The 16962-nt window shown below is 72.5% G+C and carries 15 protein-coding genes; 13 read left to right on the plus strand and 2 right to left on the minus strand.

Annotated elements, in window-relative coordinates:
- Positions 1–62: 62 nt before the first annotated feature.
- Positions 63–989, minus strand: coding sequence for a DNA methyltransferase (locus ABZ836_RS10950; RefSeq protein ID WP_361141269.1), 927 nt, complete (start codon positions 987–989; stop codon positions 63–65).
- Positions 990–1025: 36 nt separating this feature from the next.
- Entirely contained in the window at positions 1026–1688 is a 663-nt protein-coding gene (locus ABZ836_RS10955; protein ID WP_361141271.1) for a hypothetical protein, read from the minus strand.
- Between the two features lie 476 nt (positions 1689–2164).
- Between ABZ836_RS10955 and ABZ836_RS10960 the strand changes: the two genes are divergently transcribed.
- The 13 genes from ABZ836_RS10960 (at position 2165) to ABZ836_RS11020 (ending at position 16872) form a co-directional block, all read left to right on the plus strand.
- Complete coding sequence (locus ABZ836_RS10960; protein ID WP_361141273.1) at positions 2165–2974, plus strand: hypothetical protein; 810 nt, start codon at positions 2165–2167, stop codon at positions 2972–2974.
- 371 nt (positions 2975–3345) lie between these two features.
- Positions 3346–3621, plus strand: coding sequence for a pilin (locus ABZ836_RS10965; RefSeq protein ID WP_166029014.1), 276 nt, complete (start codon positions 3346–3348; stop codon positions 3619–3621).
- A gap of 281 nt (positions 3622–3902) precedes the next feature.
- Complete coding sequence (locus tag ABZ836_RS10970) at positions 3903–5525, plus strand: hypothetical protein (RefSeq protein WP_361141275.1); 1623 nt, start codon at positions 3903–3905, stop codon at positions 5523–5525.
- A gap of 3 nt (positions 5526–5528) precedes the next feature.
- Complete coding sequence (locus ABZ836_RS10975; RefSeq protein ID WP_361141277.1) at positions 5529–6470, plus strand: PrgI family protein; 942 nt, start codon at positions 5529–5531, stop codon at positions 6468–6470.
- Positions 6467–8257 carry a conjugal transfer protein TraC gene (locus ABZ836_RS10980; RefSeq protein ID WP_361141279.1) on the plus strand — a complete coding sequence of 597 codons (1791 nt, stop codon included), beginning with the start codon at positions 6467–6469 and terminating at the stop codon, positions 8255–8257. The genes ABZ836_RS10975 and ABZ836_RS10980 overlap by 4 nt, the downstream gene beginning before the upstream one ends.
- The gene (locus tag ABZ836_RS10985) at positions 8254–10677 is read left to right on the plus strand and encodes a DUF87 domain-containing protein (RefSeq protein WP_361141281.1); all 2424 of its coding nucleotides are present in this window, start codon (positions 8254–8256) and stop codon (positions 10675–10677) included. Before ABZ836_RS10980 ends, ABZ836_RS10985 begins: the two co-directional genes overlap by 4 nt.
- Before the next feature lie 36 nt (positions 10678–10713).
- Positions 10714–11709: a replication-relaxation family protein gene (locus ABZ836_RS10990; protein ID WP_361141283.1), complete on the plus strand. Its 996-nt coding sequence runs from the start codon at positions 10714–10716 to the stop codon at positions 11707–11709.
- Positions 11706–12629, plus strand: a complete 924-nt coding sequence (locus ABZ836_RS10995) for a bifunctional lytic transglycosylase/C40 family peptidase (protein WP_361141285.1) — start codon at positions 11706–11708, stop codon at positions 12627–12629. Before ABZ836_RS10990 ends, ABZ836_RS10995 begins: the two co-directional genes overlap by 4 nt.
- Positions 12626–13468, plus strand: coding sequence for an extensin (locus ABZ836_RS11000; RefSeq protein ID WP_361141287.1), 843 nt, complete (start codon positions 12626–12628; stop codon positions 13466–13468). The genes ABZ836_RS10995 and ABZ836_RS11000 overlap by 4 nt, the downstream gene beginning before the upstream one ends.
- Positions 13469–13670: 202 nt before the next feature.
- Complete coding sequence (locus ABZ836_RS11005) at positions 13671–14447, plus strand: hypothetical protein (RefSeq protein ID WP_361141289.1); 777 nt, start codon at positions 13671–13673, stop codon at positions 14445–14447.
- A gap of 256 nt (positions 14448–14703) precedes the next feature.
- Positions 14704–15420, plus strand: coding sequence for a hypothetical protein (locus tag ABZ836_RS11010; RefSeq protein ID WP_361141291.1), 717 nt, complete (start codon positions 14704–14706; stop codon positions 15418–15420).
- Positions 15421–15597: 177 nt separating this feature from the next.
- Complete coding sequence (locus ABZ836_RS11015; RefSeq protein ID WP_361141293.1) at positions 15598–16200, plus strand: hypothetical protein; 603 nt, start codon at positions 15598–15600, stop codon at positions 16198–16200.
- 399 nt (positions 16201–16599) lie between these two features.
- The gene (locus tag ABZ836_RS11020) at positions 16600–16872 is read left to right on the plus strand and encodes a hypothetical protein (RefSeq protein ID WP_361141295.1); all 273 of its coding nucleotides are present in this window, start codon (positions 16600–16602) and stop codon (positions 16870–16872) included.
- The last annotated feature ends 90 nt before the right edge of the window (positions 16873–16962 follow it).

The following is a 16962-nucleotide window of genomic DNA, read 5'->3' on the forward strand; positions in this document are numbered from 1 at the left end:
CGGACGCGAGCGGCCGGGCGGCAGTTGTCTCTGCCGCCCGGCCGTTTCGTGCTGCTGCTCTTCTACGGCCGGCCCGGGCCGCCTGCGGCCAGGGCAGGTTCGATGCCGGGCACAGCGCCGGCGGGCAGCTGCGTGGTGTGGTCGGGGCGGGTGAAGACCAGGACGTCTTCGTGTTGGACGACGCACATCGGGATGCCGGCGCGGCGGGCGTCGCGGGCGTTCTTGAGTTGGAAGAAGGAGGGGCGGGTGATCAGTTCGCCGTTGCGGACTCCGGCGAGGAGGGCGACGCAGCGTTCGGTGGGGATGAGGCCGGCGGCCTTGCCGGCGGCGAGGACGGCGGAGGGGAGGTCGACGAGTTCGCCTTGTTCGCGCCAGGGGCGGGTGGTGACGACGATGGTGCCGCCGGGGCGGACGATGCGGCGGCATTCGTCGAGGATCTTGGTGAAGGCGTTGAGGAGCTGGTCCGTCTTGGCGTGGGCGAGGTTGGAGGGGTCGTGGCTGTAGCGGTCGTCCATGCGCAGGACGCCGGGTTCGCCGGTTTCGCTGGTGGCGCGGACCTGGCCGTGGACGGTGCGGCCGTAGGGCGGTGAGGTGAGGACGAGGTCGACCTTGCCGTGGTGGTCGGGGTGGATGAGGCGGGTGAGGTGGCGGGCGTCGCCTCGGGTGACGTGGCCGGTGGTGGCGGTGTCGGGGCCGAGGTGTTCGGTGATGTGGCGGACGTTGGCTCGGGCGAGGGCGGCCCAGCGGGGTTCGTACTCGTTGCCGATGGCGTGGCGGCCGAGGCGGATGGCTTCGACGAGGGTGGTGCCGATGCCGCACATGGGGTCGAGGACGAGGTCGCCGGGGCGGGAGTAGGTGGCGATGGCGTGGGCGGCGAGCTGGGGGAGCATCTTGCCGGGGTGGGCGGCGGAGCCGCGGACGTAGTGTCCGCGGCGCTGCTTGGGGGCGGAGGTCGGGGCGGTGTTCCAGATCGAGTCGGACGGGGCCATGGTGCTGCGCTCCTCGGTGTTCGGCGCTCGGTGGGGTCAGGGGTGGCGGATGACGGAGAAGACGAGCAGGTCGCAGTGGGCGAGGCCGGGCGGGGCGTCGCGGGGCGGGGTCGGGACGAGGGTGTTGCCGCGGGGGCGGGCGTAGGCGACGGCGATGTGCTGGAGGTAGCGGAAGCCAGCGGTGCGGGCGTGGGCGATGAGGAGGCCGAGGGGGTCGGCGAGTTGGCCGGCGTCGCGTCGCTGGCGGGTGGCGAGGAGCAGGAGGCCGTCGTCGGGGAGGTAGCGGTGGGCGCGGTGGAAGAAGCCGGGCCAGCCGTTCTCCGTTGCTCCGGGCAGGTCGTCGGTGCCGCCGCAGTCGGGCTGGAGGGCGAACGTGGGGAGGGCGTCGGGGTGGAGCTCGGCGAGGAGGAGGCGCGGCCGTGCTGAGGGGCGGGACCTGACAGGGCCGGGGGCGCGGAGGTCGATGGCGGGGATGCGGGCGTCGACGCCAGGGGCCAGGTCGCGGATGGCGATCTTGAGGAGGCGGGCCGGGTCGTGCTCGGGGTGGCCGACGAGGTCGGTGCGGATCTTGTCGAGGGCCCAGGCGGGGAGGACGCATCCGGGGAAGGGGCGGGTGCTCGTCTCTTCGGCGTCGGGGATCCAGATGGTGGCGGGCGGGGTGGCGGGGGTGGGGGTGTGAGCGGGCTGGGAGTTCGTCATGGGACGGGGGCTCCGGGCTGCAGGGTGGTCCGACTGTGCTGACGCCTGGTCATGGAGAGGGCGGGGCGGGCTTTTGCCATCCCGGTTCTGCATCGAACGGCCAGGGCGAGGGCGCGGCGGCAGGCAGTTGCCGTTGAGTGTGGGCGCCCGGGCCACCTGTCTGTGCAGGTCAGAGCTGATTTACCGGGTGCCGGGCCAGTAGCGAGCCAGTCGCGGGCCACCTGCGAGCCACCGTCGTCATGTCGCCCGGTCGGCGCAGCTGGGGCGCTCGGAGATTTCTATGTTCGATTGCGCCTGCGGCCACGGAGGACTTCCCGCAGGTGGTTCCTGGTGGCGCGGGAGGCGGTGCTCGTACGGGCCGTGCCAGTGGTGCGCGGGTGGTTCGGTGACGGCGCGCGGGTGGTCCGGGGGTGGCTCGGGCGGGGTCGAGGAGTGACGGCGCAAGCAGTTCTCGACTCGTCGTCAGGAGATGCGCCATGCAGCACCGTCACCTTGTCCGCCGTCCTGCTTCCCCCGCCCCGTACGGTCGCGGGCAGTCGCCGTCTCCGCTGGAGGAGCTGGAGCGGGCGTTCCTCGCGCTGGCTCAAGGGCCGGCACCGCTGACGTTTCCGGCGCACCTGGTGTGTGAGGAGCCGGACCGGGAGTTCTGGCCGGTGGACCGCGTGCGTGCGCAGCTGGCGCATCCGTCGACGTCGGCGGAGCTGCGGGAGCGGACCTGGCAGGAGGTGGTCCGTCGGGCCCGTCGCCTGGGAGCGCCGTGGGATGTTGTCGCGGTGGCCATGTCGGTGCCGGTGCTGCGGCGGATGCTGGCCCGGCTTCGTAGGCCGCAGCACCTGGAGCGCGCGGAGATGGAGCAGGAGGCGCTCGCCGGGGTCGCCTCGGCGTTGCGCGCGGTGGAGCTCGGGGTTGAGCGGCCGGACCGGGAGTTGTTCCGGGCGGCGGACCGGGCCGTGCACCGGCTCGTGTATGCGGCGTGGCGTCAGGTGAACCGGGAGGCGGCGTTCGAGGCTGTCGAGTTCGTCGATGCCCGAAGCGGGGTCGGGGGCGACGAGGCGCCGAGCGAGTTGACGGTGCTGGCCCAGGCCGTGCAGCTGCGCGTGCTGGACGTGGCGGAGGCTCGGCTGATCGCGCGTACGCGGCTCGCGGGTGAGCCGATGAGCCGGCTCGCCGTCGAGCGCGGGGTGAGCGTGCGGCAGCTCTACCGGCACCGCAACGCCGCCGAGGAGCACCTCGCCGCCCACCTGCGGCACCGGCTGGCGGGGCGGCGGACTCGTCCGTCCGAGTGAAGTGCGGCCTGGCCGTGTCACTGCGGCGGGAGACCGCCTCCATTCGAGGTGACGGCGGCGAACTGGTCGTCGTCGCCCGGGTCCTCGGCCGTCGGCCGTCCGGCCCGGGTCCCGGTGGTGCGGGGTGTGCGGCCGTCTCGTGCTGACACCCCGAGAAACCAGCCCAAGCGACCTGAGGAGGTCGGCCCCGGGCTCAGGGTTCTGCGCACCTCGCACCGCCGGGCCGGCTTTCTCCCCCCTTCTCGTCCCTGTTTGGAGGTGCCGCGGTGCTCGTGAAGCGCCTTCGCCCGTCTCGCCGCTCGCCGGTCCGGTCGGCGTGGCTGCGCATTCTGCGTCGGCTGGTGTTCGTTGGCGGCCTGGTGGCGGTGCACATGCTGGTCGCGCCGGCGGTCGGCTGGGCGGTCGCCGACATCCCCACCGTGATCAGGAACCTGCGGAACTGGATCGTCGGGTTGCTGTCCGCGCTGGCGACGCTGTTCCTGACGTTCGGCGGCGTGCGGTACCTGCTGGCCGGTGGCGATCCGGGGGAGGTCGAGTCCGCGAAGCGGGCGTTGAAGGCGTCGTCGATCGGGTTCGGCCTCGCCATGCTGGCCCCGGTGCTCGTCACCGTGCTGGAGAACATCGTCGGCGCGGGCGGCGGTGAGTGACCGTGGCCGCGATCCGGTGCCTGCGCCTGGTGCTCCTCGGCTGTCTCGCGGTGGGGTGGCTGGTGCAGGGGTACGCGGTGCAGGCGTTCGCGTCCGGCGGCCTGCCGGTGCTGGTTGCTGCACCTCAGCCGCCTGAGCCTCGGCCCGTGCCGGGTCCTGCGCCGACTCCAGCACCAGGCCGGCCCTCTCAGCCGCAGCCCTCCCCGGGGCCACCGCCCGCGGCTGGTCCTTCGCGTCCCGCCCCGGAGCACGACGAGTCGTCGGGGCCGGGCGACGGCTTGATGCCCCGGGCCTGCGAGGCGGACGGCGACGCGAGTGACTGCGAGGTCGACGACGGCTCGGGTGGTCTCTTCGACTTCGGCTCCATGATCACGAACGCGATCACCTCGTTCCTGGGCGACCTCATCGAGCAAGTGATGAAGCCGATCCGCGAGTTCCTCGCGGACACCCTCCTTGCGACCCCGGACGTGACCCAGCACCGGGACATCCAGAGGCTGTGGAAGTCGACCCTCGGGATCACGCTCGGCGTCTATGTCCTGTTCGTGACGGCCGGCGGAGTTACCGTCATGGGTCACGAGACGGTTCAGACCCGGTACGCCCTGCGGCACATCGCGCCTCGGCTCCTGCTGGGTCTCGCCGCCGGCACCGCCTCCCTGACGGTGATGGGGAAGGCGGTCGGCCTGTCCAACGCGCTGGCGCACGCGATCCTCGCCGCGGACATGAGCGACGCCGGGCAAGGGCTGGTCGAGCGGGCGCTGCCGTTCGCGCTGTTCGGTGCGGCCGGGGTCAAGATCTACCTGTTGCTCCTGGCCGTCATGGTCCTGGCGCTGGTCGTCGCGGTGCTCATCGGCTTCATGATGCGCGTCGCGGTGATGGCGCTCCTCGCGGTCGCCGCCCCTTTGATGCTGGCGTGTCACGCCCACCCGGTGACCGAGCCGGTGGCTCGTCTGTGGTGGAAGGCGCTGGGCGGCTGCATGGCGATCCAGGTCGCGCAGTCCCTGACGTTCGTTCTGGCGCTGAAGCTGTTCTTCGCCCCGGGGGCCACAGCCGTCGGCATCCCGAGGGCGGACGAGCTGGGCACCATGCTCGCCGGTACGGCGCTGTTCTGGGTGCTGTTCAAGATTCCGGGCTGGACGCTGCAGATCGTGCTGCGAGGGAGCCCTGCGTCGGCTCCTTTTGCTCCGGCCGGTCTGCGGATGCTGAAGAACCTGGCGATGTACCGGCTCCTGGCCCAGGCGACTCCGGTGGGCGGTCTCCTTGCCGCCGCCGGGGCGGGCGGACGGTCCGGCGGCTTCGGCTTCGGTCCTCGCAGGCGCCCACCGGGGGGCGGCCCCGGCCCGGGCGGCGGGTCCGGCGGCTCCCCGGGCGGGCCGGGCAACGGAGGCAACCCCACCGGCCAGCCGCCGGCCTCGCAGCCGGGCCGAGGCCTCCGGGCTCGTGGACAGCGGCTGCTCTCCGAAGGACGGGCCGTCCTCACCCGGTTCGGCATCACGCCACCCTCCGCCGCCCCGCCCCAGAACCAGGCCGCTCCCGCGCCTCCCGCCCGCCCCGGCCCCCGAGCCGTGGTCCACCCCGCGCAGGCCCGGCACCGGCAGCAGTTGGCGCTCCCGATCCACGCCCCGCGCGTCCCCGCCCGCCCCGGTCAGGCCACACAACTCTGGCTCCCCGTCCCCGCCGAACACGTCCCGACCCGACCCGCCACCCAGGCCCCCGGTGGGCACTCCCCACGCACACCGGGCTCGCCCCCGCGCCTATCCCCGGGCAGCGCGCCGACCCCCACCCCTCCCGCGAACCGCTCGCCCCGTGGCCGCCAGACGGTCCTGCCGATCCGCGTCGACCGTGTCCGTGTCCGTCCGCCGCGCCCCGTGCAGCTGCGGCTTCCGCTCGAACCACCCTGGAGGTAACCCGTGCCGCACCCCGAGCAGTCGGGCGAGTTCCCGTACTCGACGCGCATCCCCGCCGACATCTCCCGCCCTGACCGAGTCCTCGGCCCTTTCACCCTCCGGCAGACCGTGATCCTCGCCGTCACCGCGCTGCTCCTCTACGGCGGCTGGTGGCTCAGCCGCCCGTTCCTCGCCCCGCTGGTCTACCTCGTCCTGGTCGTCCCGGTGGCCGGCACCGCGGCTGCCCTGGCTCTCGGACGGCGTGAGGGCGTGGGCCTGGACCGCTTCCTCGCCGCCCGCCTCGCCTACGCGCGCACGCCGAAACGGCAGGTCCACGCCCCGGAAGGCGTGCCGCCTCTCCCCTCTTTCCTCCCCACCCCGTGGACGGCCAACGCCGGACCGCCACCCGCAGCCATGCACATGCCGTGCGACACAGTGACCGAGGCCGGCGTGGTCAGCCTCGGCTCCGAGGGGGAGGTTGCCCTCGCCACCTGCTCCACGGTGAACTTCGCCCTGCGGTCCGTATCGGAACAGCAGAGCCTGACCGCCGGGTTCGCCCGCTGGCTCAACTCCCTCACCGGCCCGGCCCAACTACTCGTGCGCTGCCACAGCGTCGATCTCGCCCCGGTCGCCGACCGGCTGCACCAGGACGCTGCCGCGCTGCCGCACCCCGCGCTGGAGCAGGCGGCCCGCGCCCACGCCGACTACTTGGCCCAGCTGACCGCCCACGGCGGCAGCGCGCTGGGCCGGCAGATCGTCCTCGTCAGCCGCGAGAACGCCGCCCGGTCGCCGTCGGCGAACGCGGGCCGCGTCGTCCAGCGGGTCTCCGAAGCCCAACGCTCCCTCGCCGCTGCCGAGATCACCGTCACTCCGCTCGACGGCTGGCGCACCCGCGCCCTGATCACCCAGGCCGCCAACGCCGACATCACCCCAGCTGCCACCTCCCCGGAAGGACCCCGCTCATGAACGCCGCGCCCACTGTCGACGCCCACCGACTCCTCGACGTGGCCGGTCCCGAAGCCGTCGAGGTCCACGCACGGATGCTGGCCATCGGCGGCCACCTGGCCACCACCCTGGTCGTCACCGGCTACCCGTCCGAGGTGACGCCCGGCTGGCTCGCGCCGCTGCTGAACTTCCCCGGGCACCTCGACATCGCCCTGCACATCGACCCGATCCCCAACGCCACGGCCGCCGCCGGGCTGAAGAAGCAGCGGGCCCGCCTCGAGTCGGGTCGGCGCAGCGGCTACGAGAAGGGGCACCTGGACGACCCCGAGGTGGAGGCCGCAGCGGCCGACGCCGCCGACCTCGCCTACCGGATCGCCCGCGGCGAGGGGAAGCTCTTCCACGTCTCGCTCTACCTCACCGTGCACGCGCCCGACGAGGAGTCCCTCGCCGAGCAGACCGCGGCGGTCCGCGCGGTGGCCGAGTCACTCCTCCTGAGCGTCGCCCCGACCACCTACCGGGCGCTGCCCGCCTGGCTGGCCACTCTCCCCCTCGGCGTCGACACCCTCAAGATCCGCCGCTCCTTCGACACCGCCGCCCTGGCCGCCTGCTTCCCCTTCACCGGCCCCGACCTCCCCCAGTCCACCGGCGACGACGGCGCGCCGACCGGGGTGCTGTACGGGCTGAACGCGGCTTCCGGGACACCGGTGCTTTGGGACCGGTTCGGGCAGGACAACTACAACTCGATCACCCTGGCCCGCTCCGGCGCCGGCAAGTCCTACTTCACCAAACTGGAGCTGCTGCGCCTGCTGTTCACCGGCGTCACCGCCTCGGTCATCGACCCGGAGAACGAGTACGTGCGCCTGGCCGAAACCGTCGGCGGCACCGTCCTGGACCTCGGAGCCGACGGGGTCCGCGTGAACCCGTTCGATCTCCCGGCCGCCACCGCCACGGGCGAGGACCTGCTGACCCGGCGCATCCTCTTCCTCCACACCTTCCTCGCAGTGCTGCTCGGTGCGGAGCCGTCCCCGGACGAGAAAGCGGCCCTGGACCGGGCGATCCTCGCCTGCTACGCCCGCGCCGGCATCACCGCCGACGCCCGCACCTGGCGACGCACCCCGCCCACCCTCACCGACCTGACCGAGGTCCTCGCCGACGACGGCAGCGTCCCGGCGAGCGCCGTCGCCGCCCGCCTGGCTCCGTACGTGACCGGCTCCCATGCCGGGCTCTTCAACGGCCAGAGCACCAGCGACCTGTCCGGCCACCTGGTCGTGTTCGCTCTGCGGCAGCTGCCGGAGGAGGTGAAGGCTCCGGCGATGCTGCTCGCGCTGGACGCGATCTGGCGGCAGGTCACCTACCGCCCCCAGGCCGGCCGGCACTTGGTCGTGGTCGATGAGGCGTGGCTGCTGATGCGCGAGGGCGCCGGGGCGAGGTTCCTCTTCCGGATGGCCAAGGCGGCCCGCAAGCACTGGACCGGCCTCGCGGTCGTCACCCAGGACGCCGACGATGTCCTCGCCTCGCCGCTGGGACGGGCCATCGTCTCCAACGCGGCGACGCAGATCCTCCTGCACCAGGCCCCGCAGGCGATCGACACAATCAGCGAGACCTTCAACCTGTGCCAGGGAGAACGCGACTTCCTCCTCACGGCCGCCCAGGGCGAGGCACTGCTGCTCACCGGCGACCGCCGGCACAAGGTCGCCTTCGCCAGCGTCGCCGCACCCGGCGAGCACGCCATCGTCACCACGAACCCCGCCGAACTCACCGCCCGCCCCGGCAAGACGGTCGGCGTCGACGAGGAGTGGGAGCTGTGACCACCACCGCCATCCTCGCCGCGCCGCCGCCGGACCCCGGGCAGCCTTCCGGCCTCCTGGTCGACTTCCTCCTCCATCCGGAAGCCTTCTCCCCCTCCGCCCTGTTCCACGCGACCCTGGACTGGCTCTGGTCGGCGGCCCCGCTCCTCCTGCCGTGCCTGCTCGTGGCCGGGTCCGCCGGCACCGTGGCCCGCCGACGGCTCCTCGACCACCGGCACCGCCAGTGGTCCACCGGCGCGCGGATGGTCGAGATCCTCGCCCCGCCCACCGTCGCTCCGAACGGCGGCCGCGTCCTGTGGGCGCAGCTCGCCGGGCTGCTGCGGCCGTGGTGGCGGCGGCTCATCTCCGGCCAACCGCACCTCGCGTTCGAGTACTCCTGGACGCACACCGGTCTGCGGATCCGCCTCTGGGTCCCCGGCACCGTCCCGCTCGACCTTGTGCGCCGCGCCGTTGAGGCGGCCTGGCCCGGCGCGCACACCCGCGTCACCGACCCGGAGCCGCTGCTGCCGACCGGGCACGAGGTGAGCGCCGGGCGGATGCGGCTGGCCAAGCCCGACGTGCTCCCGCTGCGCACCGACCACACGACCGATCCGCTGCGCCCGCTGCTCCAGGCGGCCACCGGCATGGGTGAGGAGGAGACGGCGTGCGTGCAGATCTTCGCCCGCCCCGCCACCGGTCTCGCCCTGCGCCGCGCCCGCCGCCAGGCCCGCACGCTGAAGGCCGGGCAAGCCCCAGGACGCCTGCCAGCGCTCGTCGCGCTCCTCTTCCACCGGTCCCAGCCCTCGACCACGGGCAAGCTGGACCCGGAACACAGCGCCGCGGTCCGGCAGATGGCGGTCAAGCAGGCCGGTGCCCAGTGGCAGTGCACGATCACCTACGCCGCCTCCTGCTCGCCGAAGCCGGACGCCGCCCCGGACCTCGTGCGAGGCCGCGCCCACGCCCTGGCCTCGGCGTTCGGCCTCTTCGCCGACCGCAACTACCTGGTCCGCACCCGCCTGCGCCAACCCGAGCCGCACCTCAGCGACCGCCGCCACCCGGCCGTCCGGCGGCCCGCCCTGCTCTCCGTCCCCGAACTCGCCGCCCTCGCCCACCTCCCCGTGGACCCGGACGCTCCCGGCCTGCGCCGCGCCGGAGCGCGGTCCGTGCTGCCGCCCCCGTCGATCCCGGAGGCCACGCCCGGCAGCGGCGTGAAGCCGCTGGGCCAGTCGGACACCGGCGCGCGCAGGGGCGTGGGCCTGAGCGTGCCGGACGCCCGCCACCACCTGCACGTCATGGGCGCCACCGGCTCCGGCAAGTCCACGCTGATCGCCAACCTCGTCCTCGACGACGTCCGCAACCACCGCGGCGTCATCGTCATCGACCCCAAGGGCGACCTCGTCACCGACCTCCTGGACCGGCTCCCCGACGACTGCGCCGACCGCCTGGTCCTCATCGACCCGGACGACCCCCACACTCCACCCTGCCTGAACGTCCTGGACGGCGCGGACATCGACGTCGTCGTCGACAACCTGACCGGCATCTTCCGCCGCATCTTCTCCGCCTTCTGGGGACCGCGCACCGACGACGTGATGCGCGCCGCCTGCCTCACCCTCCTCAAGCACCGCGAACGCACCCGCCAGACCGTCACCCTCGCCGACGTCCCCCGCCTCCTGGGCGAGAGCTCCTACCGGCTGCGGATCGTCCCGGCGCTCAAGGACCCGGTGTTGCGCGGGTTCTGGGACTGGTACGAGTCGATGTCCGAACCATCACGCGCCGCGGTCATCGGCCCGGTGATGAACAAGCTGCGCGCCTTCCTCCTCCGGGACTTCGCCCGCCGCGCGATCGCCGCCGGCCCGTCCACCTTCGACCTCGGCCAGGTCCTCGACGGCGGCATCCTCCTCGCCCGCCTGCCCAAGGGCGCCCTCGGCGAGGAGACCGCCCGGCTCCTCGGCTCGTTCATCGTCGCCGGCACCTGGCAGGCCGCCGCAGCCCGCGCCCGCACGCCCGAGCACTCCCGGATCGACGCCACGCTCAGCATCGACGAGGCCCACAACTTCCTCACCCTGCCGTACCCGCTGGAGGACATGCTCGCCGAGGCCCGCGGCTACCGGCTCTCCATGCTGCTGGCCCACCAGCACCTCGCCCAGCTCCCCCGCGACCTGCGCGAAGGCATCTCCGCCAACGCCCGCAACAAGATCTTCTTCAACGCCTCCCCCGAGGACTCCAACGCCCTGGAGCGCCACACGCTCCCCACCCTGGCCGCGCACGACCTCGCACACCTGGGCCCGTACCAGGCGGCCGCCCATCTCCTGTCCGGCGGAGCCGAGGCATCCGCGTTCACCCTCACCACCCGGCCCCTGCCACCAGCCGTCCCCGGCCGTGCCCGCGACCTGCGCGCCGCAGCCGCCGGACGCACCGGCCCGCGCCCCGCCACCCGCTGAACCGCCCTCCACGACCCGTCCCTTGGAGGCATCGCCATGCCCGCACTGCCCCGCCCCGCATCCGGCCCCGGAGCCCGCTACACCCCGCGCGCCGCGACGTCCCGGCCCCGCTCCCGCGCCGCCCGCTACATCGACGTCGCCGCTCTCAGCCGGCACCTCACCGACCGCGATGTGTGGCTCACCCGGATGGTCAACGAGCACAAGGTGCTCACCAGTCACCAGATCACCCGCCTCGCCTTCGGTGCCCTCCGCACCGCCCAGCGACGCCTGCTCACCCTCCACCAGCTCGGCGTCCTCGACTCCTTCCGCCCCCTCGCCCAGACCGGCTCCGCGCCCGAGCACTACACCCTCGGCCCGGCCGGAGCAGCGCTTCTCGCTTCCGCCGCCGGATGCGACCTCGCCGAGGTCGGCTGGCATTCCTCCCGTACCGGCCGCATCGCCTACTCGCCCTCCCTCGGTCACGACCTGGGCGTCAGTGAACTCCTCACCCACCTCGCCGCCCGCACCCGCACCGCCCCCGACCACCGCCTCAGCCTCTGGCTCTCCGCCCGCTCCTGCGCTCGTCGCTGGGGCGACCTGATCCGCCCCGACGCCTACGCCCACTGGCAGGCCGACGGCCAACTCCTGCCGTTCTTCCTCGAGTACGACACCGGCAGCGAATCCCTCGCCCGCGTCGAGGCCAAGCTCCCCGGCTACGCCGCCTTCGCCACCACCACCGGCACCAGCCCGGCCCTCCTCCTCCACACCCGCACCGAATCCCACGCCCAGCTCCTTCGCCAACGCCTGGCCGCACCCGCCCGCGAACTCGGCCTCACCGTCGCGACCTCCTCCGCCGACTTCACCACTTCCACCCCCTGGGGCCCGTGGTGGTCACCCCTCCCACCCGGCGACACCCGCCGCACCACCCTCGCCAACCTCACCGCCCGCTGGCCCTCGCTCTCCCCCGCCGCCGGACTCGACCCCACCGACGCCGACACCGCCCTCACCCTCCCCGTCCCGCCCCTGCCCCCGGCCCTCGGAGGAAGCGCATGAGCTCGACCCTCGCCAAGACCGTCGGAGGCGTCGGCTGCGCGGTCATCACCCTCCCTCTACTGGCCGCCGTCGCCCTCATTACCGCGCTCACCGGCCCCGCCACCGGCAGCACCCACGATGACTTCCCGCCCGGCATGGCCGCCCTCTACCAGCGAGGCGCCGCCGAATGCCCGGGCCTGCCCTGGACGGTCCTCGCCGCCATCGGCAAGGTCGAGACCGACCACGGCCGGCACCCGACCATGGTCTCCAGCGCCGGAGCGGTCGGCCCGATGCAGTTCCTCCCGTCCACCTTCCGCCTCTACGCGTATCCCGTGCCGCCCGGCGGCAAGAACCCGCCCACCCCCTGGGACCGCGTCGACGCCGTCCACGCCGCCGCCCGCCTCCTGTGCGCCCACGGCGCACGAGGCGGCAGAGACATCCGCCGCGCGATCTGGCACTACAACCCCTCCAACGCCTACGTCGACAAGGTCCTGCGCACAGCGGACCGTTACAACGCCTCCTCCGACCGCACCGCCCCCGTCGCCCCAACTCGGGCGGCCCGCAGAGCGATCACCTTCGCCCGCGCCCAGCTCGGCACCCCCTACGTCTGGGGCGGCGACGGACCCTCCGAGGGCGGCTTCGACTGCTCCGGCCTCACCCGCGCCGCCTACCGAGCAGCCGGCATCACCATCCCCCGCGTCGCCCAGGACCAGTTCAACCACGGCCCCCGACTCCGCCGCCGCGCACGCCTCCTCCCCGGAGACCTCCTCTTCTTCGGCCCCAGCCCTCGCAACATCACCCACGTCACCCTCTACATCGGCGGCGGCAAATCCATCGAGGCCCCCTACACCGGCTCCCACGTCAAGAAGAGCCCAGCCAGGACCAACTCCCCCTCCTATCAGGGCGCCACCCGCCCCTGGGCACGAGGCGGCAAACGATGAAACCCGCCGTCCCGACCCACGAGGCCGTCGCGCTGCTCCGCAACATGACCCGCGTCCTGGGCGTCGTCGCCGCCCTGGCCCTGGTCTTCACCACCGTCAACGTCACCCGCTTCGCCACCAGCCGAGACGTCCCACTCCCCATCGCCGTCCTCCTGGACCCGATGATCGGCACCACCCTCGCCGGCGTCCTCTACGTCGACGCCCGCCTCGCCTCCTGGGGCATCGCCCCGCCCGCCTGGTCCACCGCCCTGCGCTGGACCGCCGGCTGCACCGCCGCTCTGATGAATACCTGGGAGAGCCTCTGGCCCGACCGCCACATCGGCTGGCCCCGCCACGCCGACCCCGCGGCCGTCCTCCTCCACCTCACCCCGGCGCTACTGCTCATCGGCCTCACCGAGACGATCGCCGCCTACCGCCGAACGGTCAGCCAACTCCTGGACCCAGCCAGCAACGAACTGCCCTCCCCCGACGACACCCCGCCCCCGCCCGACCTGCCACCACACCCGGAAGCCGACCCCGCGCCCGAACCGAGCGGCTCATCACCGATCGACGACGAACTATGGGGCGCTGCCGTGGCCTTGGACGAAACGGTCCGCATGACGACCGGCTCCCCCGTCAGCGTCTGGCGCCTCCGGCAAGACCTACGCATCGGCCCCCGCCGCGCCGCCCGGCTCCACGAACAGCTCCGCATCCACCGCCCGAACGCCCCGTGCCCCTGCCCGACCGAGCCGGCCGACCCCGCCGAACCGGCACCGACCGGCACCCCGCCCACCGACCGATCACCCGCTCCCACCACCCGATCCGACATCCCCCGACACCATCCGGATGACACCGCTTGACTTCGTCGCCGCCATCGAGCGTCCATGGTCGTGGCCGACCACCCGAGCGGACACACGGACTGCCGTAGCCCGCACGTCACGGCCCCGTTCGTCCGGGAACCACGCGCTGCGCACGCGCCCCGACGAACACCGCGGACCGCCCATCGGTACCGCCCCCGGCCGGGGACCTCACCGCCCGACCACACGGAAACGAGGACCCCACATGTCTGTCACCACCCTGCCCACCACCGCCCCCGAGACCCCCGCCGGCGACCCGCTGGCCGCCCTTCCCCCCTCCTACCGAACCGTCCACACCCACCTCCAGGTACTCACCGACCCGACCTCCGCCCCCGACATCGCCACCGCGATCGGCCTCGGCCGCTCCACCGCCGCCAAGGCCCTCGCCGCCCTCGAGCAGCGCGGCCTCGCCCAGCGCGTCACCGGCCACTACGTCGGAACCGTCCGCACCCCGGACCTCTGGAAGACGACCGCCCCGGCCGCCCCCGAGCCCCCGGCGGACATCACGAACGTCACCGAGCAGCCGCATGCCGCCCCGACTCCCGACGCCCTGGAGCCGGTCACGCCCACCGAGCAGCAGGCGGCCCCGCCCGCACCCGAGGCACCCGCGGAAGCCCTCGCCCCGGCCCCGGCCGCCGTCCCGGAGCCCGCGGCCGAGGCGGCAGCACCCGCAGCCGAGGCACCCTCTCCCCTCACCGCCGCCCCCGAGTTGCCCGCCCAGCGCACCGTCCCGCCTCTGACGGTCATCCCCGGCGGCGACTCCCAGCGCCTCGCCCCGGGCGCACTCCGCCAGATGGTCCTCGACCACCTCACCGCCCACCCCGACGAAGCGTTCACCTCAACTCGCATCAGCCGCGCGATCGGCCGCTCCTCCGGCGCCATCGCCAACGCCCTCGTCACCCTCACCCGCCACGGCCACGCCGAGCAGGTCACCTTCCGGCCCATGACGTACCGGCTGGCGCAGACAGGGCTTGACGCGTAGGTATCCACACGGCCCGCCCTGTAAGGGCGGGCCACACACGAGACGTCCCACAGCCGTAAGACCGAAACGAGGCCCAAGGACCACCGCCACATGAATTCGGGACCACGGAGGCACCCGTACCTGTTACTGCACCAAATTGTCGAAAACGGCAGCGACGCCGTCCTTGCATGATCCGAAGTCTCGATTAACCGCCCAGGCATGATGAGACGGTGGGGATCCGAGGGCGGTGTCGGAGCCGTGTGGAAGGCTAACCGGCATGAGCCTCGATTCAGCCGGCGATCCGCTGCTGCCGTCCGATGTATTCAACGACCCTACGCTCCAAGACGCTCTGGCTCACGTGGCGGCCATGGCCAGCCAGGTCTCCGGGCAGGTGGCCGCTCTCGGCCCTGCTCTCCTCCAGATGAGTGACGCCGTACGGCAAATCACCACCCAGATAGACCCAGCCGCACTCGCCCAAGCCTTCCAACCTGTGCTGGCCATGGCTGCAACCGTGCAAGCGATGGACTTCACACATATCGCCAACCACGTAGCTCTGTTCGCCGAGGCCATACCGCGGATCAATCTGTCGTTCCTTGACAGTCTCTTCCGCGGTCTTGAGCCGTGGGAGCAGCTGTCCGTCGAGACCCGCGGCGATATCTCGGACGTTCTCCAAGACGCGTTTCAGCAAGCCGACAGTGCGGTCCTTGAGGACAATCTCGTACTGGAGGGACCCGAAGCGGCGGCACTTGAGGAGCAGGCCCGTCTGCTGAACGAGCAAACCGCAAGCATGCCTTGGGAGTCACGCCGCAGCTTGTTCCTGTGGTTCGTCACTGGGTGCGCGAGCATACGTCTCTTCACGGCGACGCTGGAGAGCGACGCCGCTCAGGAAACCGTGGGCAGCGTCGCGGACGTCCTGGCCATCGCCGTCACCCTGTTCGCTGGCCTCGGCCTCCTCTGGGACCGCAAGTTCCCCCGCCCTACTGATCAAAGCTAGGGGGTAGTGGGCCACGGCGTGTCTGAGGACACTGTTCGCCCACCACCGGAGCGAAAGTACCGCTCCACCCAAACGGTGGAGGCCGACAATCCCGCCTCCACCGTTTCGCACTCAATAATCCATGCGAGTCCTCAGTATGCAGCCCTGACCTCAGAGGCGCTGGCTACAGTCCAGGCCATGACGTCTCCTGAGATACTCGCGACACGCGCGCTGACCCAGGCCGCTATGAAGATGGCGCAGGCGGCCAGCAGTCCGACCGTCATGGTCAAGCACGGCCGCCGCGAAGACCGCGCCGCGGCCTACGATCGCTTTGTCCAGGCCTGCGCCACCTTCTATCAAGGCCGGGGCACCTCCGGCGTCAACGATCTGTACGCCACCTGCCACTCCGTCGAGTTGCGGGCGCCCCGGCGAGTCCGGGAGGCTGCAGCAACACTTTGCCAACGCATCGTGGGCACCTGGCTGGATCCGCACACCCTCACCGCCTGGCCCGACATACCCATCCACGACGATCACCCCGCGATCGCCGAGCACCGCATCAGCGATGTTCACTTGGTGTCCCAAGAGAGCATCAAGCCCCCTCCGCCCGGCGACCCCACCAATGTGATCGCCGACCCCGACGAGTTGCGCGACGAGATAGGCAAATTCCTCGACTTGGCCCGCGATGACATAAACAATCGCTGGTGGCACTGGCCCGTCGCCACCCGCAACGGTAACCGCGACTGGTGGAATTGGGCGCTGAAACAAGTGCCGTTCTTGCAACGCTGGTGGGTCTCGCGCTAGCCCCCTTCAGGGAAACGGAGCGTCGCGCCCTTCGCCGTGGATGACGATCCATGCGAGGCCCTCGTTCGGGTGCCCAGCCAGAGGGCACGGATGGCGGCAGATCCCGTCAACTGTCCAGATTCTGAACTGCTCAGCGGATGCCACCGTGGCGGCAGTCTGGGGTATGGCCGGCGTCCTCAACCGGGGAGGCCACCGACCGGCCGCAGGCCTCCCCGACCTCCGACGCCCCGAAACCGGTCACGTCCACCGCGCAGCAGCCGACCCCGCCGGCGCCGAGGCACCCGCGGAAGCCCTCGCCCCGGCCACCATCCCGGAGCCCGAAGCCACCACCACGCCCGAGCCCACCCCGGAGACGGCCGCGCCCGCAGCCGAGGCACCCCCCTCACCACCACCCCTGAATTGCCCGCCCAGCGCACCGCCCCGCCTCTGACGGTCATCCCCGGCGGCAACTCCCAGCGCCTCGCCCCCGGCGCACTCCACCAGGTGGTCCTCGACCACCTCACCACCCACCCCAAGGAGTCATTCACCTCAATCCGCATCAGCCGCGCGATCGGCCGCTCCTCCGGCGCCATCGCCAACGCCCTCGTCACCCTCACCCGCCACGGCCACGCCGAGCAGGTCACGACCCGGCCCATGACCTACCGTCTCGCCCGGCCGGGCCTTGGCGCGTAGAAGTCAGCAAACGGCGTGTGGCCCACCCAAAACCAGGTGGGCCACACGTACGGGAGGCGCACGGCATGCGCGCCCTCGTCCTCGCCAGAA

Source organism: Streptomyces sp. NPDC047130 (genome assembly GCF_040643475.1).
GTDB lineage: Bacteria > Actinomycetota > Actinomycetes > Streptomycetales > Streptomycetaceae > Streptomyces.